The sequence below is a fragment of the Ruegeria sp. CDSB114 genome (genome assembly GCF_059611025.1).
In genome coordinates, this window is sequence record NZ_JBXWOT010000004.1 from 211,419 (window position 1) to 230,687 (window position 19,269).

Sequence of the window (19,269 nt, forward strand, 5' to 3'; positions counted from 1 at the left end):
TGAGTGTCTGTGCGGCAAGCCTACTGGTTGGGATCGATCAGCGTAAGTCTAATACAGAATGCGAAACCGTGTGCGGATTTCAGCGTCCTGTTCTTCGGTCAGGTATTGCGGATGATGTCGTGCCAGGATGTCCTTGGCGTGCCGGCGGGCAACCGTCCACGCATCGGCGGCCCCTTCGGTCTGCCATGTCCGGGGTTCGTTCCGGTCAGCCAGCGCTGGATAGAAGTAGTCCCGTTCCATCGCAGCATAGGTGTGGGCGCTTCCCAGAAAATGACCGTCGCCCAGTACTGCATGACAAATGGCGTCGAATCCCAGGTTTTCGTCGGTCACTTCGATGCCGCGCAAAGCGCGATAGGTGTGAGAGTGCATTTCGTCGTCAAGGACGAACCCTTCGAAACTGACGCCCAGCAACGAAGCGGTCATGCCCGAGCTTTCGTAGATCAGATTGCCGCCAGCCAGCGCCGCAGCGAGCGAGGTCATTCCTTTCTCGGCTCCGTACTGTGCGTCGACAGCTTTCGCATCAGTCATCGAGGCGGCCACACCCGAAGGCAGCCCCAGCGAGTTGGTGATCTGCGCCGACGCCGCGTTCAGGATGGCGGTCTCACCGCTTCCGCCTGCGAAAGAACCGGTGCGCAAATCGACGATGAAAGGCCAGTTGGAAAACACCATCGGAAAGCCGGGTTTGATCGCATTGACCATAACAAGGCTGGCCAGTGTCTCGGCCAAAGATTGCGCCAGAAACCCGGCAAGTGTTGCAGGGGCGGTGGCGCCTGCCTGTGCAGCGGTAATGCAGGACATCGGGATATTATGGGCGATACATTCATAGACAACGTCCACCGCATCTTCGCCATAACGCAGTGGTGAAATCACCGGACTGATATGGGCCTTCAGAAACGGTCGCTTGGCGAACTCACCCGGCCCGCCTGCAACGATGTCGAGCATTTCGACGATTGGGGCCACATGTTCGGCAAGGGTAAACGATGTGGCAATCGGTTTGGTGGTATTGCGCACCAGCGCGTAAACTGTGTTCACATCCAGATCGAAAACATCGGGCAAATCGGTTGCGACACAGCAGCGCGTGAACCAGCTGACATTGGCCAGCGTATCTTGAAGCCGCGTGAAATCATGCAGATCGGCCAGCGTGGAGGGGCGATAGTGACCGCTCTCCAGATCCAGCGTCTGCACCGCCGCACCGCCGGTGCCAAAGAACACACGATTTCCGCCCACTTCGATCGAGCGCGCTTCGTCCCGGCCATGAAACGAGAAAGTCTTGGCAGCGGACCCAATAGCGTCTTCAACCATGTTTCGAGGAAATAGCAGCCGCCCTTGCTGTCCGGATTGTGCACCGGCTGACCGCAGATCGTTGGCCAGCCTGTCCGGGACCTCGCCCATGCCGAGAGTTTCCAGAAGCCTTAAGGCGGTATTGTATATTTGTTTGACTTCGGACTGTGTCAAAGGTTGAAAGCGACCACCGGCTTGCCCGGGGGGGCACGGATCTATGGCGGGCTCTGCTGCGCGTTGCGCAAGACGCGCATTTCGACCGCTTCTTTTACTGCCCTTTGACAACGCCCAATCCTTTTCCTGTCAGAATTCCCGGAACCGTAAAGGGCGATGCGGGGTCTCTGCAAAAGAGAAATGCGCCTTTCAGAATCCTCAATCGTAGTTTCGATTTTTCAGCACAAGCCATTCGTAAGCTGTTGCGAAGACCCGTTTTCAGCAAAACCTATTGGGGTTCAGAGGAGCAAAGCCAATGAAGTCGCGGACAAAAGTAGTGGTAATTGGTGGCGGGATCGCAGGGTGCTCAACTCTGTATCACCTGACGCAAGAAGGATGGGCAGATGTCGTCCTGGTCGAACGAAACGAGTTGACCTCTGGTACCACTTGGCATTCAGCCGCGCAGGTGACGAATTTTGGAACAAACCAGACCATGGTTGGACTGAAATCCCATTCGATCAAACTGTACCAAGACCTGTCTGCGAATCCCGACTATCCCATCAATTACCACCATGGTGACGGCGGAATCAGGTTGGCGAACACCCAAGCGCAAATGCAGGGATACCGACATTTCGCTTCGATGGCCCGGGGTATGGATGTCCATTTCGAGGTTATTGATGCCGAAGAATGCGCTCGGCGGCACCCTCTGATCTCGACCGAAAACCTAATTGGCGGGCTGTGGGATCCTTTGGACGGGGATATTGATCCGGCTCAGCTGTGTCAGGCGTTGGCCCGGGCCGCACGTTTGGCCGGGGCCGAGGTGTACCGGAATACCCCGGTTGTCGGGTTGACCCAACACAAGGATGACACCTGGACGGTGCAGACCGAACACGGTGATATCGACTGTGACATCGTGGTGAATGCCTGCGGATATCGTGTAAACGAAGTGGGCGCCTTGATGGGGGTGCACCACCCCGTGGCCTCGATGGAGCATCAGTATTTTCTGACGGAAGAAATTCCTGCAATCCGTGATGCGGGCCACCGAATGCCTTTGCTGCGATGTCCGATCAGCGATTTCTACTGTCGACAAGAAAAGAACGGCCTCTTGCTGGGGTTCTATGAACAGGGCTGCAAGACCTGGGGCATGGACGGGATCGATCCAAATTTTGTAAATGCGCTTTGCCCGGACGATCTGGACCGCGTGTCGGACGTGCTGGAAGGCGCTTTTGCTCGGATGCCTGCGCTGTTAGAGGCCGGGATTCACACGGTCGTCAACGGGCCGATAACCTATACGATTGATGGTGCACCACTTGTCGGGCCGATCCCGGGCAAGCGCAACGCCTTCTGTATCATCGGCCTGCGGGCTGGATTGGGTGAGGGCGGTGGCCATGGTTGGCTGTTGGCCCAGCAGATTGTGCATGGAGAGGCCTGTTATGACACCTGGTGCCTGGATCCGCGCCGGTTCACAGACCACGCGAATGTGGAGCTGACGGCACTGAAGGCAGTTGAGGATTATCAAAACGAATTTCGCTTTCATCTCCCGCATGAACACCGCCCCGCGGGGAGGCCTGCTAAGACCACTGCTTTGACCCCGGTTCTGGCGGCCGAGGGCGCCGAATTCACTGTCGTCAATGGATGGGAAAGGGTGGATTACATCAAGCCTGACCCCAGCTTTGAACCGACCCTCAGTTTCGATTTTGACGAAACCTATGATTTGGTCGGGGCCGAGGTGGCAAATGTTCAGTCCAATGTCGGGTTGTCCGAGGTGAATGGTTTCAACCGTATCGAGATTACTGGCGCGGATCGGCATGCCTTTCTGGATCGTCTGTTTTGCGGTGCTGTCACGCGCCGCGACGGCAGGGTTGGGCTGGGCTATCTTTTGAACCATCACGGGATGGTCAAAGCCGAAGCGACTGTGGCGAACCTGCCCGCCAGCGATCGCGGCCCTGCCCGGGTCTGGTATGGCTCGGCGGCGGCAAGTGAATTCCACGATATGGATTGGCTAAAGCATAACCGCTACCCTGATGAAGACGTGCATTTACGCAGTCTGACCAACGACTACACCATTCTGATCCTTGCCGGCCCGAAATCACGTGATGTGCTGGCGTCCAGCGCGCGCGGTGATTGGTCCCCGGCAGCTTTTCCATGGCTGAGCGTCAGGGAGTGCTTTGTTGGCTTCGCTCCAGCAACGGTGATGGCGGTAAGTTTTTCTGGCGAACTGGCATATGAAATCCACGTTCCCAACCCTTCGCTTTATAGCGCATATCTGGCGCTGCGGCGGGCTGGAGAGCGCTTCGGCCTCAAGTTGTTTGGCGCTCGGGCGATTGACTCCATGCGGATGGAAAAGACGTTCCTGCACTGGAAGGCTGATTTGATCACCGAGTTTAATCCTTTTGAAACAGGACTGAATCGGTTTGTGAGGTTGGAAAAGGGCGACTTCATCGGGCGCGATGCCTTGCTGAACCGTGATGCTGATGGGCCGCGGAGAAAACTCGTGCCGCTCCGGTTGGAAACAGGACAGGGACCTGCCCATGCCGGGGCTTCGCTGATGCTGGGTGACACGGTTGTCGGAACAATCACCTCGGGCGAGTGGGGGCACCGCACCGGCCTCAATCTTGCCCATGGATTTGTCGATCCGCTACTTGCAGAATTCGGGTGCAAGATAGAGTTGGATCACTGTGGAATACGGGTCAACGCAACGGTGATCGCACCTTCGCCCTATGACCCGGACCATAGCAGGCTCCAGGCTTGAGGCAGAACGGGTTGCAAGTTCCTCATTGCAATGAGGGGCGTTCTTTGTTTCGCTAGTTTTGATGTAATCGAAACAACGGACTGTAAATGTGCCAAAGTCGCTAAGCCTCCGCTGGCTGGAAGTTTTTCAGTTGGTCGCAAAGTCAGGATCGATCCAACAGGTCGCATCGGAAACCGGTTTGTCTATCAGCACAGTTTCCAATCACCTACGAAGCCTTGAGACCGCGTTGGGCATTGATTTGGTGGATCACGGGCGTCGTCCAATGGGTCTGACACCTGCCGGTGAAGTCTATGCGCGCCATGTCCGCGATGGGCTGATCGTTTTGAAAAAGGCCGAGGCGGAGATCCGGTCGGGTAACTGGCGCCATGCGACGGATTTGAGGCTGGCACTGATTGATGATTTCGACAATCAAATCTCGCCAGACTTGTTTCGGTTTCTTGCGCATGCTTTGCCGCGCTGCAGTTTTCGGCATTTCACACGCCCCAGCCATGAGATCATTGCCAAGTTACAGGAACACAAGCTGGATGCAGGGGTGGCGACCCGACCGTTCGAACGGACCGAGGGCCTGATCGAATACCCGTTGATGCGCGACCCTTTTATCGTTGTTTTGCCCGGAGCGTTCAGTGGCATGCCCGAGGAGATGTTTTCATCAAACGCAGAATTGCCGTTGCTGCGCTATTCGCGTGATTACGTGATCGGCAAGCAAATTGAGATACAGCTCAGGCGAGGTAAATTTGATCTGCCCAACAGGTTCGAACTGGAATGCAATCAGTCGATCATAGGATTGGTCGCTGAAGGCACCGGTTGGACCATCACCACGGCCGCAAGTTTTCATAGGGCCCACAGATTTCACGACCAAGTTCGGGTGGTGCCATTTCCCGGCCGAAACTTTGTAAGAACAGTGTCTTTATTCACGACCGACGTATACCCCGAGACCACTTCGAAGCTAATCCAGAGAGCGATGGGAAAGCTTATCCGTCAACATTTTACCGACCCGATGTGCGCAAGTCACGCCTGGTTGAAAGGTGAGTTTCGCACCATGGAGAACGAGGCCGCCTGAAGTCAGCCGGGGCGCCCCAGCGATTGGCGTTCGACCAAATTGGTTCGCAACTGTACATTGCAACTTTCGGTGGGCTTTTCGATCAATCCAACCAGTTCCAGCGCAGCCCGTCGACCCATTTCCCGATGTGGGACATGCACGGTCGTCAAGCCTGGATCGGTGATCTGCGCCAGTTCGATATCGTCGAACCCTGTGACGGATACGTCCTGAGGAACTCTAAGCCCCATCTCTTTGGCCCGGCGCGAGGCACCGATAGCCAGAACATCGTTCCCGCACAGCACCGCTGTTGGTCGATCTTGCCGAGACATCAGACGGGAAAACGCCTCTGCCCCGTTTTCGATTTCATATGGCGTTTCTACGATCGTCAGCCGGTCATTTGGGATGTTGTTGCGGCGCATTGCTTCTTGCACCCCTTCGATCCTCAGTCGGGCACGGTCATTTCCGGTGCTGACACCAGAAATCATACCCAGGGTTCGGTGACCCAGCTTGATCACTTGATTTGCCAGTTCGGCCATGGCCGCACGGTTGTCAAATCCGACCGAAGGGACTGGTGCGTCTGCCTGAAACGACCACGCTATCAGAACCGGAATCCTGCGCTTTGCGAGATAGTCATAGATCCGCGAGTCTCGATCATGCCCGATCAGCAGCAACCCATCCGCCCCCCGTGCGACCAGGTTGCGTATTTGCTCTTCTTCGATCTCAGGCTGATAGGCCGAACTAGAGACAAGCAGGGTATAGCCATGCTGGCGCAGCTCTTCCTGAAAGGCCTGAAGTCCACGCGCAAAGATCGCGTTTTCCATGGTGGGAATGATGGCGCCGATGGTGTGCGACCGTCTGGCAGCCATAACACGTGCGGCAAAATTCGGCGTGTATCCCAAAGCGTCAACGGCAGACTGAACCCGATCACGCGTAGCCTGCACCACCAGGCTCGGAGAATTGAGGCAACGTGAAACCGTGGCGGTCGATACGCCCGCGAGTTTCGCAACATCCTCCAGGGTCGGTGCAGTTTTTGCCTTTGGCATTGTCAAACCTGAAATTTGATTTTGCAAATATGTGTAAGCTCTGCGCCGTTCAGGTGAAAGCGAAATGTAACCGCTTACAGAGATTGATTGCTTTGTCGCAGGCAAACCGGTGCCGGCTTGGCTCAGGAAAATACCAACCCGTCGCGATTTTGTGGGTGGTTATTCAGAATATAGAAACTTCAAGTATAAAATATTTTTACTTGAAGGGATGAGCCACCTGGTCTAGCGTTTCAGGTAAAGCTGCGAATGGGGGGAAGGTAACGATGCGTGTTGCATGTCTCGGCGGCGGGCCGGCTGGCCTCTATTTCGGGATTTCAATGAAGCTCCGCGATCCGGATGCCGAAGTTGTTGTTATCGAGCGAAACCGCCCGGATGACACATTTGGCTGGGGCGTCGTGTTGTCTGATGAGACGCTGGATAACCTTGCCACCAATGACGCAGCCAGCGCGGCGGTGATACGTAAACACTTTGCCTATTGGGATGACGTAGCACTTGTGCATAAAGGTCAGCGCACCGTGTCCAGCGGCCACGGATTTTGCGGGATCGGACGCAAGCAACTGCTGCTCATTTTGCAAGACCGAGCGCGCGAGCTTGGTGTCGAGATGCGCTTTGAGACCGAGGCGGTATCAGCCTCGGACTATATGATGGACTACGACATCGTTGTGGCTTCGGACGGGCTGAACTCCAAGTCACGGGCCGAGTTCGCAGATGTTTTTCGACCCGATATAGACCAACGACGGTGTCAGTTCGTCTGGCTGGGTACGCATCAGAAGTTTGACGACGCCTTCACCTTTATTTTTGAGGAAACGCCAAAGGGCTGGGTCTGGGCACATGCCTATCAGTTCGACCGGGATACGGCGACTTTCATCGTGGAATGCTCGCAACAGACCTTCGATGCTTTTGGGTTTGGTGAGATGACCAAGCAAGAGTCCATCGCTTTGTGCGAAGACATTTTCAAAGATCATTTGGGCGGCCATCCCTTGATGAGCAATGCCAGTCATATCCGCGGCTCGGCTTGGTTGCGGTTTCCTAGGGTCTTGTGCGAAAAATGGAGTTACAAAAACCTGGTATTGCTGGGAGATGCCGCAGCGACCGCACATTTTTCCATTGGCTCAGGAACAAAGCTGGCACTGGAAAGCGCTATAGCGCTGGCTGACTTCGTCCATAAAGAAGATACGCTTGAAGCGGCTTTCGCGCGGTATGAGGACGAGCGTCGTCTTGAAGTGTTGCGCCTGCAATCGGCAGCGCGGAACTCGGTCGAATGGTTCGAGAATGTCGAACGTTACCTCGATCAGGATTCGGTTCAGTTGAATTACGCGATGCTGACACGGTCTCAGCGGATCAGCCACGAGAACCTGCGCCAACGCGATGCCAACTGGCTGGGGCATGCCGAGGCATGGTTCATGCAACAGTCTGGGGGCGCGGTTGATGGTCCGGCCCGACCCCCGATGTTTGCGCCATTTTGCCTGCGGGGGATGCAGTTGAAGAACCGGATCGTGGTGTCACCCATGGCACAGTACAAGGCGGTTGATGGGTGCCCGGTTGACTGGCACCTGATCCATTACGGTGAAAGGGCCAAAGGTGGCGCCGGGCTGGTATACACCGAAATGACCTGTGTCAGCGCCGAAGGCCGGATCACCCCAGGATGCCCGGGGCTTTATGAGCCCGAACACGAGGCCGCATGGGCTCGACTCACCGAATTTGTCCATGCGGAAACTGACGCCAAAATATGCTGTCAAATCGGCCATTCGGGCCGCAAAGGTTCAACCTGCATCGGGTGGGAAGGAATGGACCAGCCGCTGAAGGAAGGAAACTGGCCTTTGATATCAGCTTCGGCGATCCCTTGGTCCGACGGTAACGCTGTGCCCAGCGCGATGGATCGTGCGGATATGGATAGGGTCACGTCCCAATTTGTGACCGCAGCCCGGATGGCAGATCGTGCTGGGTTTGACATGATCGAACTGCATGCGGCGCATGGCTACCTCATCTCGTCCTTTATCTCTCCTTTGTCGAACACGCGCGACGACATGTATGGGGGCAGTCTTGAAAACCGTATGCGTTATCCGCTTGAAGTTTTTTCAGCTATGCGGTCGACCTGGCCCAAAGATAAGCCGATGGCGGTGCGCATTTCTGCCAATGACTGGGTCGGACCTGCTGGCGTGACGCCGCAACAAGCTGTGGATATAGCGGCGATGTTCGATGCGGCGGGTGCAGATATCGTGGATGTTTCCGCCGGGCAGACTTCGACCGATGCCAACCCGGTTTACGGCCGTATGTTCCAGACCCCTTTCGCGGACCGCATTAGAAACGAATGTGGCATCAGTACTATGGCGGTGGGGAACATCTATGAAGCCGATCACGTAAATTCGATTCTCATGGCCGGTCGTGCGGATCTGGTGTGCCTTGCCCGGCCTCATCTGGACGATCCGTACTGGACCTTGCACGCGGCTACGGCGCTGGGGGACCGGCAGGAAACTTGGCCCCGCCCCTATGAAGCCGGGCGGGATCAGGCCTGGCGCCTGGCAGATCGCATGGCGGAAACGGCGGGTGAAGTATGAAACATGTCGTCATAACCGGCGGCGGCACCGGCGTTGGTGCGGCTATAGCCCAAGATTTCGCGAATGGCGGAGCAGCCGTTACCATTTTGGGCCGTACAGAGGCCAAGCTGCAGCAGCAAGCTTTGCCGTATGTCCTTTGTGATGTGACCGATGACAAGCAGGTCCGAGCTGCTATTGAAACAGCACGGACAGAACGCGGCCCGATTTCAATAGCGATTGCGAATGCCGGCGCGGCCCATTCGCTTCCATTTCATCGGATGACAGCCGATGATTTGCGGACCCTGACGGATGTGAATCTGATGGGTGTTTTCAACCTATGGCAGGCGGCTTTACCTGACATGCACGCCGCTGGAGCGGGCCGTCTGATTGCCATCGCGTCCACCGCCGGTTTGAAGGGCTATCCTTATGTATCCGGCTATTGTGCGACAAAACATGCGGTGGTCGGGCTGACGCGGTCTCTGGCGGTCGAACTTGCGGCGACGGGCATCACTGTCAATGCGGTTTGTCCGGGGTTTGTGGAAACGCCGATGCTGGATCGTTCGATTGCGAACATCGTCGAGAAGACGGGAATGAGCGCGGAAAATGCGGTGAAAAGTCTGAAAAAGATAAACCCACAGGGTCGTTTCATCCAGGTCGAAGACGTAGCAGGTGCCGTGCGGTGGTTGTCCTCGGATGCGGCAAATTCAGTCAATGGCCACGCGCTTAGCCTGTCCGGAGGCGAGATATGAACCCAAACCCGCTTCAAGCACCATTGGAAGATCCATCCAAAGAGAGATTGCGGTTATGGCTGCGGCTGCTCAAGACCACGCGTGGCATCGAGGCTGCGCTAAGAGAGAACCTCAGGGTAAAGTTCGACACGACACTGCCGCGCTTCGACGTGATGGCAGCCCTGTCGCGGTTCGAAGATGGGCTGAAGATGAGCGAAATCTCGGGTGCGCTGCGCGTTTCGAACGGGAATGTGACCGGAATCGTGGATCGGCTGGCTGATGACGGCCTGCTAGTGCGCGTACCTGTGCCTGGAGATCGTCGTGCCCATCGCGTACGCATGACACAAAAAGGATGCGAGGAATTCGCACGTCAGGCCGCGGCGCATGAGGCGTGGATATCCGATATGCTTGGTCAGTTTTCCGCCGAGGACGCCCGCACTCTGACAACCGAACTCACTATTTCGGAGGAAATCGATGGCTAGTGACGTCAAACATTTTCGCTGCGAAATCCGGAACCGGGTTGCAACGATTGCACTGAACCGACCAGAGCGTAAGAACCCTTTGACCTTCGACAGCTATGCCGAACTGCGCGATTGGTTCAGGGATCTGGTCTATTCAGAAGAGGTAGATGCAGTGGTGTTCGCCTCAAATGGTGGCAATTTCAGCTCGGGCGGCGATGTGCACGAAATCATCGGTCCGCTAACGCGCATGAAGATGAAGGACCTGTTGCTCTTCACGCGAATGACCGGAGATCTCGTCAAGGCGATTGTGAATTGTGGCAAGCCGGTGATTGCTGCGGTGGACGGTATTTGCGTGGGGGCCGGGGCCATCATCGCTATGGCCTCGGATTTGCGTATCGCCACCCCGCAGGCCAAATGTGCATTCCTGTTCACTCGGGTGGGGCTGGCAGGGTGCGATATGGGGGCCTGCGCCATCCTGCCCCGTATCATCGGGCAGGGGCGTACGGCCGAACTGCTCTATACCGGACGCAGCATGACCGCTGATGAGGGGCTTTCCTGGGGGTTCTACAATGCGGTGGTTGATCCATCCGAGCTTGACGCTACCACGCAATCTCTGGCTGACCGTATCGTGGCTGGCCCCAATTTTGCGCATATGATGACCAAGACCATGCTGGCGCAGGAGTGGTCTATGTCGATCGAACAGGCAATCGAAGCAGAGGCGCAGGCCCAGGCGATCTGTATGCAAACCGGAGATTTTGAACGCGCCTACAAGGCCTTTGTTGCAAAAGACAAACCAGTATTCGAGGGCGATTGATGGCAGATCAGAGCTTTCTTTCGTGGCCATTCTTTGACCCTCATCACCGGGGCTGGGCGGATCGGGTGCAAGAGGTTGCTCGGGGACTGACTATTGACCATGGCGACCCGGACCAGGCTTGTCGCGATCTGGTCCGCCAGCTGGGCGACGCCGGGCTGCTGCAGCCTACTTCGGACGAAAGCGGCCATTTGGATGTCAGGGCGCTGTGCCTCAGCCGTGAAACACTTGCCCGCCATGATGGGTTGGCCGATTTCGCCTTTGCAATGCAGGGGCTTGGAACCGGAGCGATCTCGTTGTTCGGCTCAAAAGGCCAAAAGGCGCATTGGCTGCCGCAAACGCGCTCTGGTCAGGCTATCGCGGCCTTTGCATTGACTGAACCTCAATCGGGGTCGGATGTGGCAAATTCGACAATGACGGCTATCCGTGATGGCAACGACTTTGTCCTGAACGGTGAAAAGACATGGATATCGAACGGGGGTATCGCAGATGTCTACACCCTGTTCGCCCGTACTGGCGAGGCACCCGGGGCCAAAGGGTTGTCAGCTTTTATCATCACTCCTGATCTGAAGGGTTTCGAAGTTGTCGGGCGCCTGGACACAATCGCGCCACACCCATTGGCGACTTTGCGTTTCAATGAAGTGCGTGTGCCGGCTAGCGCGATGATCGGTCAAGCTGGCGCAGGATTTCGTATTGCAATGTCTGTGCTAGATCTGTTCCGCCCGACAGTGGCCGCCGCTGCCCTGGGATTTGCACGACGCGCGCTAGATGAGGCGCTGACACGGGTATCGGAACGGCAGGTGCAAGGCGCCCCGTTGTTTGATTTGCAGATGGTGCAGGGGCACATCGCCGAGATGGCATTAGATGTCGATGCTTCGGCGCTTTTGATCTATCGGGCAGCGTGGGCCAAGGACAGCGGAGCGGCGCGCATCACACGTGAGGCGGCGATGGCCAAGTTGTTTGCTACCGATCAGGCACAGTTGATTATCGACAAGGCGGTTCAGTTGTTTGGTGGCGATGGGGTGCGTTCTGGGATGGCGGTTGAATCTCTGTACCGAGAAATCCGTGCCTTGCGCATCTACGAGGGCGCCTCGGACGTTCAAAAAGTAATCATTGCACGTCAGACGATGGCCGCGCACATGGAGGGAAGGTGATGCTTGGACCGTCTGCACATACCGACACGTTCAGCCGCGATAACCTGCCCCCCCAGGATCAGTGGCCCGACTTCCTGTTGGCGGGTTTTGCATATTCCGATCATGTGAATGCAGCATATGAGCTGACCGATGCCATGGTTGCCAAGGGCTTTGGTGATCATACCGCTTTGATCGGCAATGGTCGGCAACGAACTTATAAAGAGCTCAGCGACTGGACCAACAGGCTGGCACATGTATTGGTCGATGACTTGGGGGTCGAGCCGGGAAACCGGGTGCTGATCCGATCGGCTAACAATCCGGCAATGGTTGCGTGCTGGCTTGCCGCAACCAAGGTGGGTGCGGTCGTCGTCAATACTATGCCGATGTTGCGCGCTGCAGAACTGACGAAAACTGTCGATAAGGCGGAAATCCAGTTTGCATTATGTGATACCCGGCTGATCGACGAAATGCAGTCCTGCGCCAGTGATAGCCGATTCCTGCAGCGAGTCGTCGGGTTCGACGGAACTTCAAACCACGATGCCGAGCTTGATCGTCTTGCACTTGAAAAGCCGGTACAGTTCGATTGCGTTAATACCGGGCGCGACGACGTGGCCTTGTTGGGTTTCACCTCCGGCTCGACAGGTGAGCCCAAGGCCACCATGCATTTTCACAGAGATATTCTGATCATTGCCGACAGCTATGCGCGTGAGGTGTTGCAGGTCGTTCCAGAGGACGTTTTTGTTGGTTCTCCACCTTTGGCCTTCACATTCGGGTTGGGCGGTTTGGCGGTGTTTCCGTTGCGGTTCGGCGCGACTGCAACCCTGTTAGAACAAGCCTCGCCTGCGGGCATGATCGAGATAATCGAAAAATACAAAGCGACTGTCTGTTTCACTGCGCCAACCGCCTATCGGGTCATGCTGCAGGCGATGGATGACGGTGTTGATCTGTCTAGTCTGCGTGCGGCTGTGTCGGCGGGCGAGACCTTACCGCAGCCAATCTATGACGAGTGGATTTCCAAGACAGGCAAACCAATGCTCGACGGGATCGGCGCGACCGAGATGTTGCACATCTTTATTTCAAACCGGTTTGACGATCACCGCCCAGCTAGTACCGGCAGGCCGGTTACCGGATATGAGGCCAAAGTACTAAACCCAGACGGTACTGAAGCTGCAGTTGGGGATATTGGACGCCTGGCTGTTCGTGGTCCGACAGGGTGCCGGTATCTGAATGATAAGCGGCAGGCGGGTTATGTGACAGATGGGTGGAATATCACTGGTGACAGCTTTTATCGGGACGCAGAGGGGTATTTTCATTTTTCTGCGCGCAATGACGACATGATTATCTCGGCCGGATACAACATAGCCGGACCCGAAGTCGAAGCCGCACTTCTGGCGCATGAGGTCGTTGCGGAATGCGCGGTGATCGGCGTCCCAGATGCTGAAAGGGGTCATATTGTCCAAGCACATGTTGTTCTGGCTTCAGGTACGGCTGATGACGCTATGCGCGAAGCCCTTCAGGCTCATGTGAAATCTATGATTGCCCCGTATAAATACCCGCGCTCGATCCGGTTCTGCGATGGTTTGCCCAAAACCGCGACCGGAAAAATCCAGCGTTTCCGCCTGAAATCATGATCAATGTATGTAGAATATAGCGGGCAGAAAGAATGTAAGAAAAAGACCGAATTGCCAAAGGCATAGACCGAACGTTGAGAATAATGACATAAATCGCGTTCATAGGGCCAACGAAGGGAGAAGACGATGAAGAGACTATTGGCGGCTGCAGCGATCACCGCGCTGTGCGCGACGGGTGTTACAGCGGAAGTTAAGGTGGGGATGATCACAACGCTTTCAGGCGGCGGGGCCGGTTTGGGCATCGACGTACGGGATGGGTTCATGCTTGCGATTGCTCAATCGGGGCGGGATGATATCGAGGTGGTGATCGAAGACGACCAGCGCAAACCGGATATCGCGGTACAGCTGTCAGACAAGATGATCCAATCCGAACGTGTAGATGTGATGACCGGTATCATCTGGTCAAACCTGGCGATGGCGGTTGTGCCAGCCGCCGTGAACCAGGACGTTTTCTATCTGTCACCCAATGCGGGCCCGTCACCTCTAGCGGGGAAGGGCTGTCACCAGAACTATTTCAACGTTGCCTGGCAGAACGACAACCTGCACGAGGCCGCGGGCGCATACGCCAATGGTGCGGGTTACAAGAGCAGCTTCATACTTGCTCCGAATTACCCGGCGGGTGTCGACGCGCTGACAGGCTATAAACGCTTTTTCGAAGGTGATCTGGCCGGTGAGATCTATACCGAGCTTGGCCAGACTGATTATGCAGCTGAAATCGCGCAAATCCGCGCAAGCGATGCGGATAGCGTCTTTTTCTTCCTGCCCGGCGGGATGGGGATTTCGTTTCTGAAGCAATATGCCGACAGCGGGATCGATCTTCCAGTTGTTGGCCCAGCCTTCAGCTTTGATCAGGGCATTCTGCAGGCGGTAGGCGATGCGGCGCTGGGCGTGGTGAACACTTCGCAGTGGAACAAGGATATCGACAACCCGACCAACGCTGCCTTTGTTGAAAGCTTTCAGGCAGAATACGGACGTCTGCCCTCGCTTTACGCCAGTCAGGGATTCGATACCGCTAACCTGTTGCTTGCCGCGCTTGACAAGGCTGACCCGTCAGATGCGGATGCCTTCCGCGAAGCGCTGAGGGCGGCGGATTTCAACAGCACACGAGGGGATTTCAGCTTTGGCCCGAACCATCATCCGGTTCAGACCATCTATGCGCGCGAAGTGATCAAAGAAGGTGATGTATTTACCAATAAGATCCTTGGCGTAGCTCTTGAAAACCACTCTGATGCCTACGCGGCCGAGTGCAAAATGTAACTGAATTTCTGCCTGCCCCTAAAAGTGGGCGGGCAGATCACCGGAGTTTCCATGTCCTCGATCCTGATTATCGAGCAGATCCTGAACGGGCTGCAGTTCGGCGTCATGTTGTTTTTGATGGCTGCTGGCCTGACGCTGATCTTCGGGGTGATGGGCCTGATCAACCTGGCCCATGGCTCTTTGTACATGGTGGGTGCATTTGCCGCTGCAGCAGTTGCAGGGGCGACCGGGTCATTTCTGCTTGCTCTGATTGCTGCTCTGGCTGCGGCCGCACTGGCAGGGGTGATCGTAGAAATGCTCGTTATCCGGCGGCTTTATCAGGCACCACATTTGGATCAGGTTCTGGCCACCTTTGCACTGATCCTGATCTTTTCCGAAGGGACAAGGTGGGTCTTTGGGTCTTTCCCATTGTTCCTGGATATTCCAGCGGCACTTTCGGGTCCGATCACGCTGCAGGGCGGGATCGAATATCCCCTCTATCGCCTAACCCTGATCGGGATTGGTCTTGCTGTTGCAGTAGGTTTGTGGGCCCTGATCGAACGCACGCGTTTGGGTGTGCAGATACGGGCCGGTAAGAACGACCGGGAAATGATTGCCGCACTGGGCGTCGACATCTCGAAACTTTATACGTTGGTATTTGCACTAGGGGCGGGGCTGGCGGGGCTTGCCGGTGCTTTGGTTGGGGCAATTCAGTCGGTACAGGTGGGCATGGGTGAACCTGTTCTGATCCTGGCCTTCGTGGTTATCGTAATCGGTGGCATAGGCTCGGTTCGAGGGGCGTTCATCGGGGCGCTGTTGGTTGGGCTAACCGACACGCTGGGCGGGGTTTTCCTGCCCGAGCTGTTCAAACTGTTCATGGAACCGGGAGCCGCTCAGAAAAGCGGCTCGGCTCTGGCATCAATGGGAATCTATGTCCTGATGGGATTGGTCCTAATCTGGCGCCCAACAGGTCTGTTCGGAGCCCGCGCATGAGAATGAATGAAAGATACATCAATGGCCTGATGATCGCCGGCCTGCTGGCGCTGCCCCTTTGGGCGCTGGCCGCGGACCAGCCCTTCACAATCACGCTTGTGACGCGGGCGGTGATCTTGGCGCTTGCAGCGGTTGGTCTGAATGTCATCCTGGGAATTGGGGGGTTGGTCAGCTTTGGCCATGCTGTTTTCTTCGGGATCGGCGGCTATGCGATGGGCATTCTGACCTATCACGCGCAGACCTACACGGCACTGGATCTGGGCTTGATTTCTATCGAAGGCAGTAAATCCATGCCCGTGATCTGGATAGTTGCGATGCTTACTTCGGGCATTGCTGCCTTTTTCGTCGGTCTTCTGTCCCTAAGAACGTCAGGCGTTTATTTCATCATGATTACGCTGGCCTTCGGACAGATGTTTTACTACTTCGCGATTTCTTGGGCGCAATACGGGGGCGAAGACGGATTATCCATCTATGTTCGCAACGGTTTTCCCGGCCTCAACACATTGGATCCGATCCAGTTTTACGGCATCTGTTTCGCGCTGCTATGTCTCGTCCTGTTCCTGTTTGCGCGGATGCAAGCCGCGCCATTCGGGCTGGCTCTTAATGCGACGCGGCAATCTACGGCGCGGGTCGAGACCGTGGGATTGAACCCCATGCGGCTGAAACTTCTGGCCTTTGTTCTGTCCGGCGCTGTCACTGGTCTGGCCGGGGCGCTGTTTGCCGATCTCAACCGGTTCGTTTCGCCGTCTATGTTCAGTTGGCAGCTTTCGGGCGAATTGATTGTGCTGATAATCATCGGAGGTGTCGGACGCCTGATGGGTCCGGTAATTGGGGCTTGCGTGTTTGTCGCGCTCGAGCATTTTCTGGGTGAACTAACCGATTTCTGGCATGTATATTTGGGTATTGTTCTGCTGTGCATCGTTCTGTTTGGTCGCGGTGGCCTGATTGGGCTTCTAACCGGGAAAGAGGGGGCACATGTCTGATCCCGTCCTTGCCACCGAGAGTCTGAACAAAAGCTTTGGTGCGTTAAAGGCTACGGATAACGTCTCGATTGATCTCAGGCCAGGAGAGATCCACGCCATCATTGGTCCGAATGGAGCGGGAAAATCCACGTTGATCCAGCAGATTTGCGGAGGTTTGCAACCGGATTCGGGGCGTGTTTTGCTGTGCGGACAGGATGTGTCGGACCTTGGCACGCAAAAGCGGGCAAGGGCAGGGATGGGGCGGACGTTCCAGATATCGGAACTGTGCATGGAAGATACGGTTCTGGAAAATGTCGTGTTGAGCGCCATGGGTTCGGAAAACCTCGTATGGCAGTTCTGGAAACCTGCCTTGAAACGGCCAGAGCTGCTCGAAAGGGCCGAGGCTGCGCTGGAAAGGGTGGGCCTGGGCGATGAACGCGAAACGCGTTGCGCAAATCTCAGCCATGGTCAACGCCGCCAGCTTGAAGTCGCCGTGGCTTTGACTTTGTCACCTAGGGTCTTTGTCATGGATGAACCGATGGCCGGGCTTGGCGCTGGAGGGTCCAAACGGTTGACCGGGTTTCTTGACGGTCTGCGGGAAGAGGCGCCCATACTGCTTGTCGAACATGATATGGACGCCGTTTTTGCGCTGGCTGACCGGATCAGCGTATTGGTCTATGGCAAGGTGATCGCAACCGGGACGGCAGATGAAATCCGCGCAAGCCGTGAGGTGCGCGATGCCTATCTGGGGGATGAGGCATGACTTTGTTGCGGGTAGAAAACCTGACCGCGACATACGGTGTCAGTCAGGCGTTATTTGGGGTCGATCTTTCTCTGGCGCAGGGCGAGGTTACAGCCCTTATGGGGCGCAATGGGATGGGCAAGACCACGACTGTCAAAGCCATTTGCCGGATGATCCGGTCCGAGGGCACTCTGTCGCTGAACAATCAGAATCTGCACGCTTTGCCCAGCTATATGGTCGCGCGTCTTGGTGTCGGGCTGGTACCCGAGGGGCGCCGGTGCTTTGCCGACTTGACGGTGCGCGAGAATCTGATCGCCGCTGCCAGACCCGGTGACTGGACATTGCAGAAGGTGGCTGAACTGTTCCCACGGTTAGAGGAACGTCAGGGCCAAGGGGCAGCCTCACTATCCGGCGGAGAACAACAGATGCTGGCTATCGGGCGCGCCCTGATGACAAATCCCCAGCTCTTGATCCTCGATGAAGCAACCGAAGGGCTGGCTCCGATCGTGCGGCAGGAAATCTGGTCGGTCTTGCATCGCCTGAAACAGGAAACCAATGTTTCGATCCTGTTGATCGACAAGTCTCTGAAAGAGTTGGCGCTGGTGTCTGACCGCGCGGTCATTCTTGAGCGCGGTAAAACAGTCTGGTCTGGCGCGATGGTGGATCTCGGTCATGACATCACAGAAAAATATGTGGGGGTCTGATGACTTTTGAATTCCACCAAAAGGTTCTGTTCAAACATTGCGACCCGGCGGGGATTGTCTTTTTCCCGCGCTATTTCGAGATGATCAATGATTGCGTTGAGACCTATTTCGATCAGGTGCTATGCAAACCGTTTGAAGAGATTCATCCTGTTGGCGCAGTGCCTACCGCACAGATACAAACCCGATTTTCAGCGCCCAGTCGTCACGGTGACCATTTGATATTCCGGATGAAGATCACAAAGATCGGACGCAGTTCAGCCGAATACTCGATCGTGGCCAGTTGTGCGCAAGAGGAGCGACTGACAAGCGTAGCAACGCTTGTTCATGTAGATTCAAAGGGCGGTCCAACGGCCTGGCCCGCAGACATCCGTAAAAAACTCGAGGCATTCAGGGACGACGCGCTATGAGCCACAAGACAATTCACCCCGACGGCTGGTTGCCTGCCAAAGGATATGCCAATGGCGTTTTGACCAAAGATGGAACGTTACATATCGGCGGGCAAATAGGATGGGACGCGAACAAGAAATTTGTCAGCGGCGGGTTCATCGGACAGATGAAACAGGCGCTGCAGAATATCGTTGATATTGTCGAGGCCGCTGGTGGCTCGGCCCGCGATGTGACCCGCCTGACCTGGTTCGTAACTGACAAACGCGAATATCTGTCTCTGCAAGCCGAAGTTGGGGCCGCCTATCGTGAGGTTTTCGGCAGGCATTTTCCTGCGATGTCAATGATCATCGTGGCGGGTTTGGTCGAAGACGAGGCCTTGTTGGAAATTGAAGCGACAGCACATTTATCCTGAAGGCAAGCGACATTGAAACCGGCCCAGCGGAATGAATATGAGCGATTTTCACCATAGGAGGTGAGAATTCTGCCAAACCTCTTTTCTGAAATCACAGGGCCGCCGAAGCGGGTTGCAGCGGCCTGAACCGCGCTGGATTTTTTACTCGTACCAGAGTTAAAAGGCCAACGTGCAGGGCGTAACCAAGTCATTTGGGCGACCGATTGAATGGTGAAGGGAGACAAAGACAAACTTCCGCCGCTATTTCGTCAGATCAATCACAAA

Annotated in this window: 17 protein-coding genes; 15 read left to right on the forward strand and 2 right to left on the reverse strand. The window is 55.9% G+C overall.

Annotated elements, in window-relative coordinates:
- Nucleotides 1-48: 48 nt before the first annotated feature.
- Nucleotides 49-1,566, reverse strand: a complete 1,518-nt coding sequence (locus AC2FIP_RS12440) for a trimethylamine methyltransferase family protein (RefSeq protein WP_496786641.1) — start codon at nucleotides 1,564-1,566, stop codon at nucleotides 49-51.
- 184 nt (nucleotides 1,567-1,750) lie between these two features.
- On the opposite strand from AC2FIP_RS12440, the gene AC2FIP_RS12445 reads away from it, so the two are divergent.
- Together AC2FIP_RS12445 and AC2FIP_RS12450 are read left to right on the forward strand one after the other, a co-directional pair.
- Complete coding sequence (locus tag AC2FIP_RS12445) at nucleotides 1,751-4,186, forward strand: GcvT family protein (protein WP_496786644.1); 2,436 nt, start codon at nucleotides 1,751-1,753, stop codon at nucleotides 4,184-4,186.
- An 88-nt stretch (nucleotides 4,187-4,274) separates the two neighbouring features.
- The gene (locus tag AC2FIP_RS12450; protein ID WP_271949993.1) at nucleotides 4,275-5,246 is read left to right on the forward strand and encodes a LysR family transcriptional regulator; all 972 of its coding nucleotides are present in this window, start codon (nucleotides 4,275-4,277) and stop codon (nucleotides 5,244-5,246) included.
- Nucleotides 5,247-5,248: 2 nt separating this feature from the next.
- Here AC2FIP_RS12450 and AC2FIP_RS12455 read toward each other — a convergent pair whose 3' ends face one another.
- A complete protein-coding gene (locus AC2FIP_RS12455; protein ID WP_142637781.1) occupies nucleotides 5,249-6,268 on the reverse strand; it encodes a LacI family DNA-binding transcriptional regulator in 1,020 nt (339 codons plus the stop codon).
- 263 nt (nucleotides 6,269-6,531) lie between these two features.
- Between AC2FIP_RS12455 and AC2FIP_RS12460 the strand changes: the two genes are divergently transcribed.
- The 13 genes from AC2FIP_RS12460 (at nucleotide 6,532) to AC2FIP_RS12520 (ending at nucleotide 19,005) form a co-directional block, all read left to right on the forward strand.
- Entirely contained in the window at nucleotides 6,532-8,826 is a 2,295-nt protein-coding gene (locus AC2FIP_RS12460) for a bifunctional salicylyl-CoA 5-hydroxylase/oxidoreductase (RefSeq protein ID WP_496786646.1), read from the forward strand.
- Nucleotides 8,823-9,554: an SDR family NAD(P)-dependent oxidoreductase gene (locus tag AC2FIP_RS12465; protein WP_496786648.1), complete on the forward strand. Its 732-nt coding sequence runs from the start codon at nucleotides 8,823-8,825 to the stop codon at nucleotides 9,552-9,554. Before AC2FIP_RS12460 ends, AC2FIP_RS12465 begins: the two co-directional genes overlap by 4 nt.
- Nucleotides 9,551-10,015, forward strand: a complete 465-nt coding sequence (locus AC2FIP_RS12470) for a MarR family winged helix-turn-helix transcriptional regulator (protein ID WP_496786650.1) — start codon at nucleotides 9,551-9,553, stop codon at nucleotides 10,013-10,015. The genes AC2FIP_RS12465 and AC2FIP_RS12470 overlap by 4 nt, the downstream gene beginning before the upstream one ends.
- On the forward strand, nucleotides 10,008-10,808 hold the full coding sequence (locus AC2FIP_RS12475) for an enoyl-CoA hydratase family protein (protein WP_496786652.1): 801 nt from the start codon (nucleotides 10,008-10,010) through the stop codon (nucleotides 10,806-10,808). The genes AC2FIP_RS12470 and AC2FIP_RS12475 overlap by 8 nt, the downstream gene beginning before the upstream one ends.
- Nucleotides 10,808-11,959, forward strand: coding sequence for an acyl-CoA dehydrogenase family protein (locus AC2FIP_RS12480; protein ID WP_496786654.1), 1,152 nt, complete (start codon nucleotides 10,808-10,810; stop codon nucleotides 11,957-11,959). The genes AC2FIP_RS12475 and AC2FIP_RS12480 overlap by 1 nt, the downstream gene beginning before the upstream one ends.
- Nucleotides 11,959-13,569: an AMP-binding protein gene (locus AC2FIP_RS12485; protein ID WP_496786657.1), complete on the forward strand. Its 1,611-nt coding sequence runs from the start codon at nucleotides 11,959-11,961 to the stop codon at nucleotides 13,567-13,569. The genes AC2FIP_RS12480 and AC2FIP_RS12485 overlap by 1 nt, the downstream gene beginning before the upstream one ends.
- Nucleotides 13,570-13,695: 126 nt before the next feature.
- Nucleotides 13,696-14,826: an ABC transporter substrate-binding protein gene (locus AC2FIP_RS12490; protein ID WP_271950002.1), complete on the forward strand. Its 1,131-nt coding sequence runs from the start codon at nucleotides 13,696-13,698 to the stop codon at nucleotides 14,824-14,826.
- 51 nt (nucleotides 14,827-14,877) lie between these two features.
- The gene (locus AC2FIP_RS12495) at nucleotides 14,878-15,798 is read left to right on the forward strand and encodes a branched-chain amino acid ABC transporter permease (protein WP_281995512.1); all 921 of its coding nucleotides are present in this window, start codon (nucleotides 14,878-14,880) and stop codon (nucleotides 15,796-15,798) included.
- A 2-nt stretch (nucleotides 15,799-15,800) separates the two neighbouring features.
- Nucleotides 15,801-16,781: a branched-chain amino acid ABC transporter permease gene (locus AC2FIP_RS12500; RefSeq protein ID WP_271950103.1), complete on the forward strand. Its 981-nt coding sequence runs from the start codon at nucleotides 15,801-15,803 to the stop codon at nucleotides 16,779-16,781.
- A complete protein-coding gene (locus AC2FIP_RS12505; RefSeq protein ID WP_496786658.1) occupies nucleotides 16,774-17,523 on the forward strand; it encodes an ABC transporter ATP-binding protein in 750 nt (249 codons plus the stop codon). The genes AC2FIP_RS12500 and AC2FIP_RS12505 overlap by 8 nt, the downstream gene beginning before the upstream one ends.
- The gene (locus AC2FIP_RS12510; protein WP_496786660.1) at nucleotides 17,520-18,206 is read left to right on the forward strand and encodes an ABC transporter ATP-binding protein; all 687 of its coding nucleotides are present in this window, start codon (nucleotides 17,520-17,522) and stop codon (nucleotides 18,204-18,206) included. Before AC2FIP_RS12505 ends, AC2FIP_RS12510 begins: the two co-directional genes overlap by 4 nt.
- On the forward strand, nucleotides 18,206-18,613 hold the full coding sequence (locus tag AC2FIP_RS12515) for an acyl-CoA thioesterase (protein WP_496786661.1): 408 nt from the start codon (nucleotides 18,206-18,208) through the stop codon (nucleotides 18,611-18,613). The genes AC2FIP_RS12510 and AC2FIP_RS12515 overlap by 1 nt, the downstream gene beginning before the upstream one ends.
- Nucleotides 18,610-19,005, forward strand: a complete 396-nt coding sequence (locus AC2FIP_RS12520) for a RidA family protein (RefSeq protein WP_142637805.1) — start codon at nucleotides 18,610-18,612, stop codon at nucleotides 19,003-19,005. Before AC2FIP_RS12515 ends, AC2FIP_RS12520 begins: the two co-directional genes overlap by 4 nt.
- The last annotated feature ends 264 nt before the right edge of the window (nucleotides 19,006-19,269 follow it).

Coding starts and splice junctions, on each gene's coding strand:
- AC2FIP_RS12480 (WP_496786654.1), top strand. CDS start 10,808: ATGGCAGATCAGAGCTTTCTTTCGTGGCCATTCTTTGACCCTCATCAC.
- AC2FIP_RS12520 (WP_142637805.1), top strand. CDS start 18,610: ATGAGCCACAAGACAATTCACCCCGACGGCTGGTTGCCTGCCAAAGGA.
- AC2FIP_RS12510 (WP_496786660.1), top strand. CDS start 17,520: ATGACTTTGTTGCGGGTAGAAAACCTGACCGCGACATACGGTGTCAGT.
- AC2FIP_RS12460 (WP_496786646.1), top strand. CDS start 6,532: ATGCGTGTTGCATGTCTCGGCGGCGGGCCGGCTGGCCTCTATTTCGGG.
- AC2FIP_RS12485 (WP_496786657.1), top strand. CDS start 11,959: ATGCTTGGACCGTCTGCACATACCGACACGTTCAGCCGCGATAACCTG.
- AC2FIP_RS12470 (WP_496786650.1), top strand. CDS start 9,551: ATGAACCCAAACCCGCTTCAAGCACCATTGGAAGATCCATCCAAAGAG.
- AC2FIP_RS12475 (WP_496786652.1), top strand. CDS start 10,008: ATGGCTAGTGACGTCAAACATTTTCGCTGCGAAATCCGGAACCGGGTT.
- AC2FIP_RS12495 (WP_281995512.1), top strand. CDS start 14,878: ATGTCCTCGATCCTGATTATCGAGCAGATCCTGAACGGGCTGCAGTTC.
- AC2FIP_RS12500 (WP_271950103.1), top strand. CDS start 15,801: ATGAATGAAAGATACATCAATGGCCTGATGATCGCCGGCCTGCTGGCG.
- AC2FIP_RS12505 (WP_496786658.1), top strand. CDS start 16,774: ATGTCTGATCCCGTCCTTGCCACCGAGAGTCTGAACAAAAGCTTTGGT.
- AC2FIP_RS12455 (WP_142637781.1), bottom strand. CDS start 6,268: ATGCCAAAGGCAAAAACTGCACCGACCCTGGAGGATGTTGCGAAACTC.
- AC2FIP_RS12465 (WP_496786648.1), top strand. CDS start 8,823: ATGAAACATGTCGTCATAACCGGCGGCGGCACCGGCGTTGGTGCGGCT.
- AC2FIP_RS12490 (WP_271950002.1), top strand. CDS start 13,696: ATGAAGAGACTATTGGCGGCTGCAGCGATCACCGCGCTGTGCGCGACG.
- AC2FIP_RS12515 (WP_496786661.1), top strand. CDS start 18,206: ATGACTTTTGAATTCCACCAAAAGGTTCTGTTCAAACATTGCGACCCG.
- AC2FIP_RS12445 (WP_496786644.1), top strand. CDS start 1,751: ATGAAGTCGCGGACAAAAGTAGTGGTAATTGGTGGCGGGATCGCAGGG.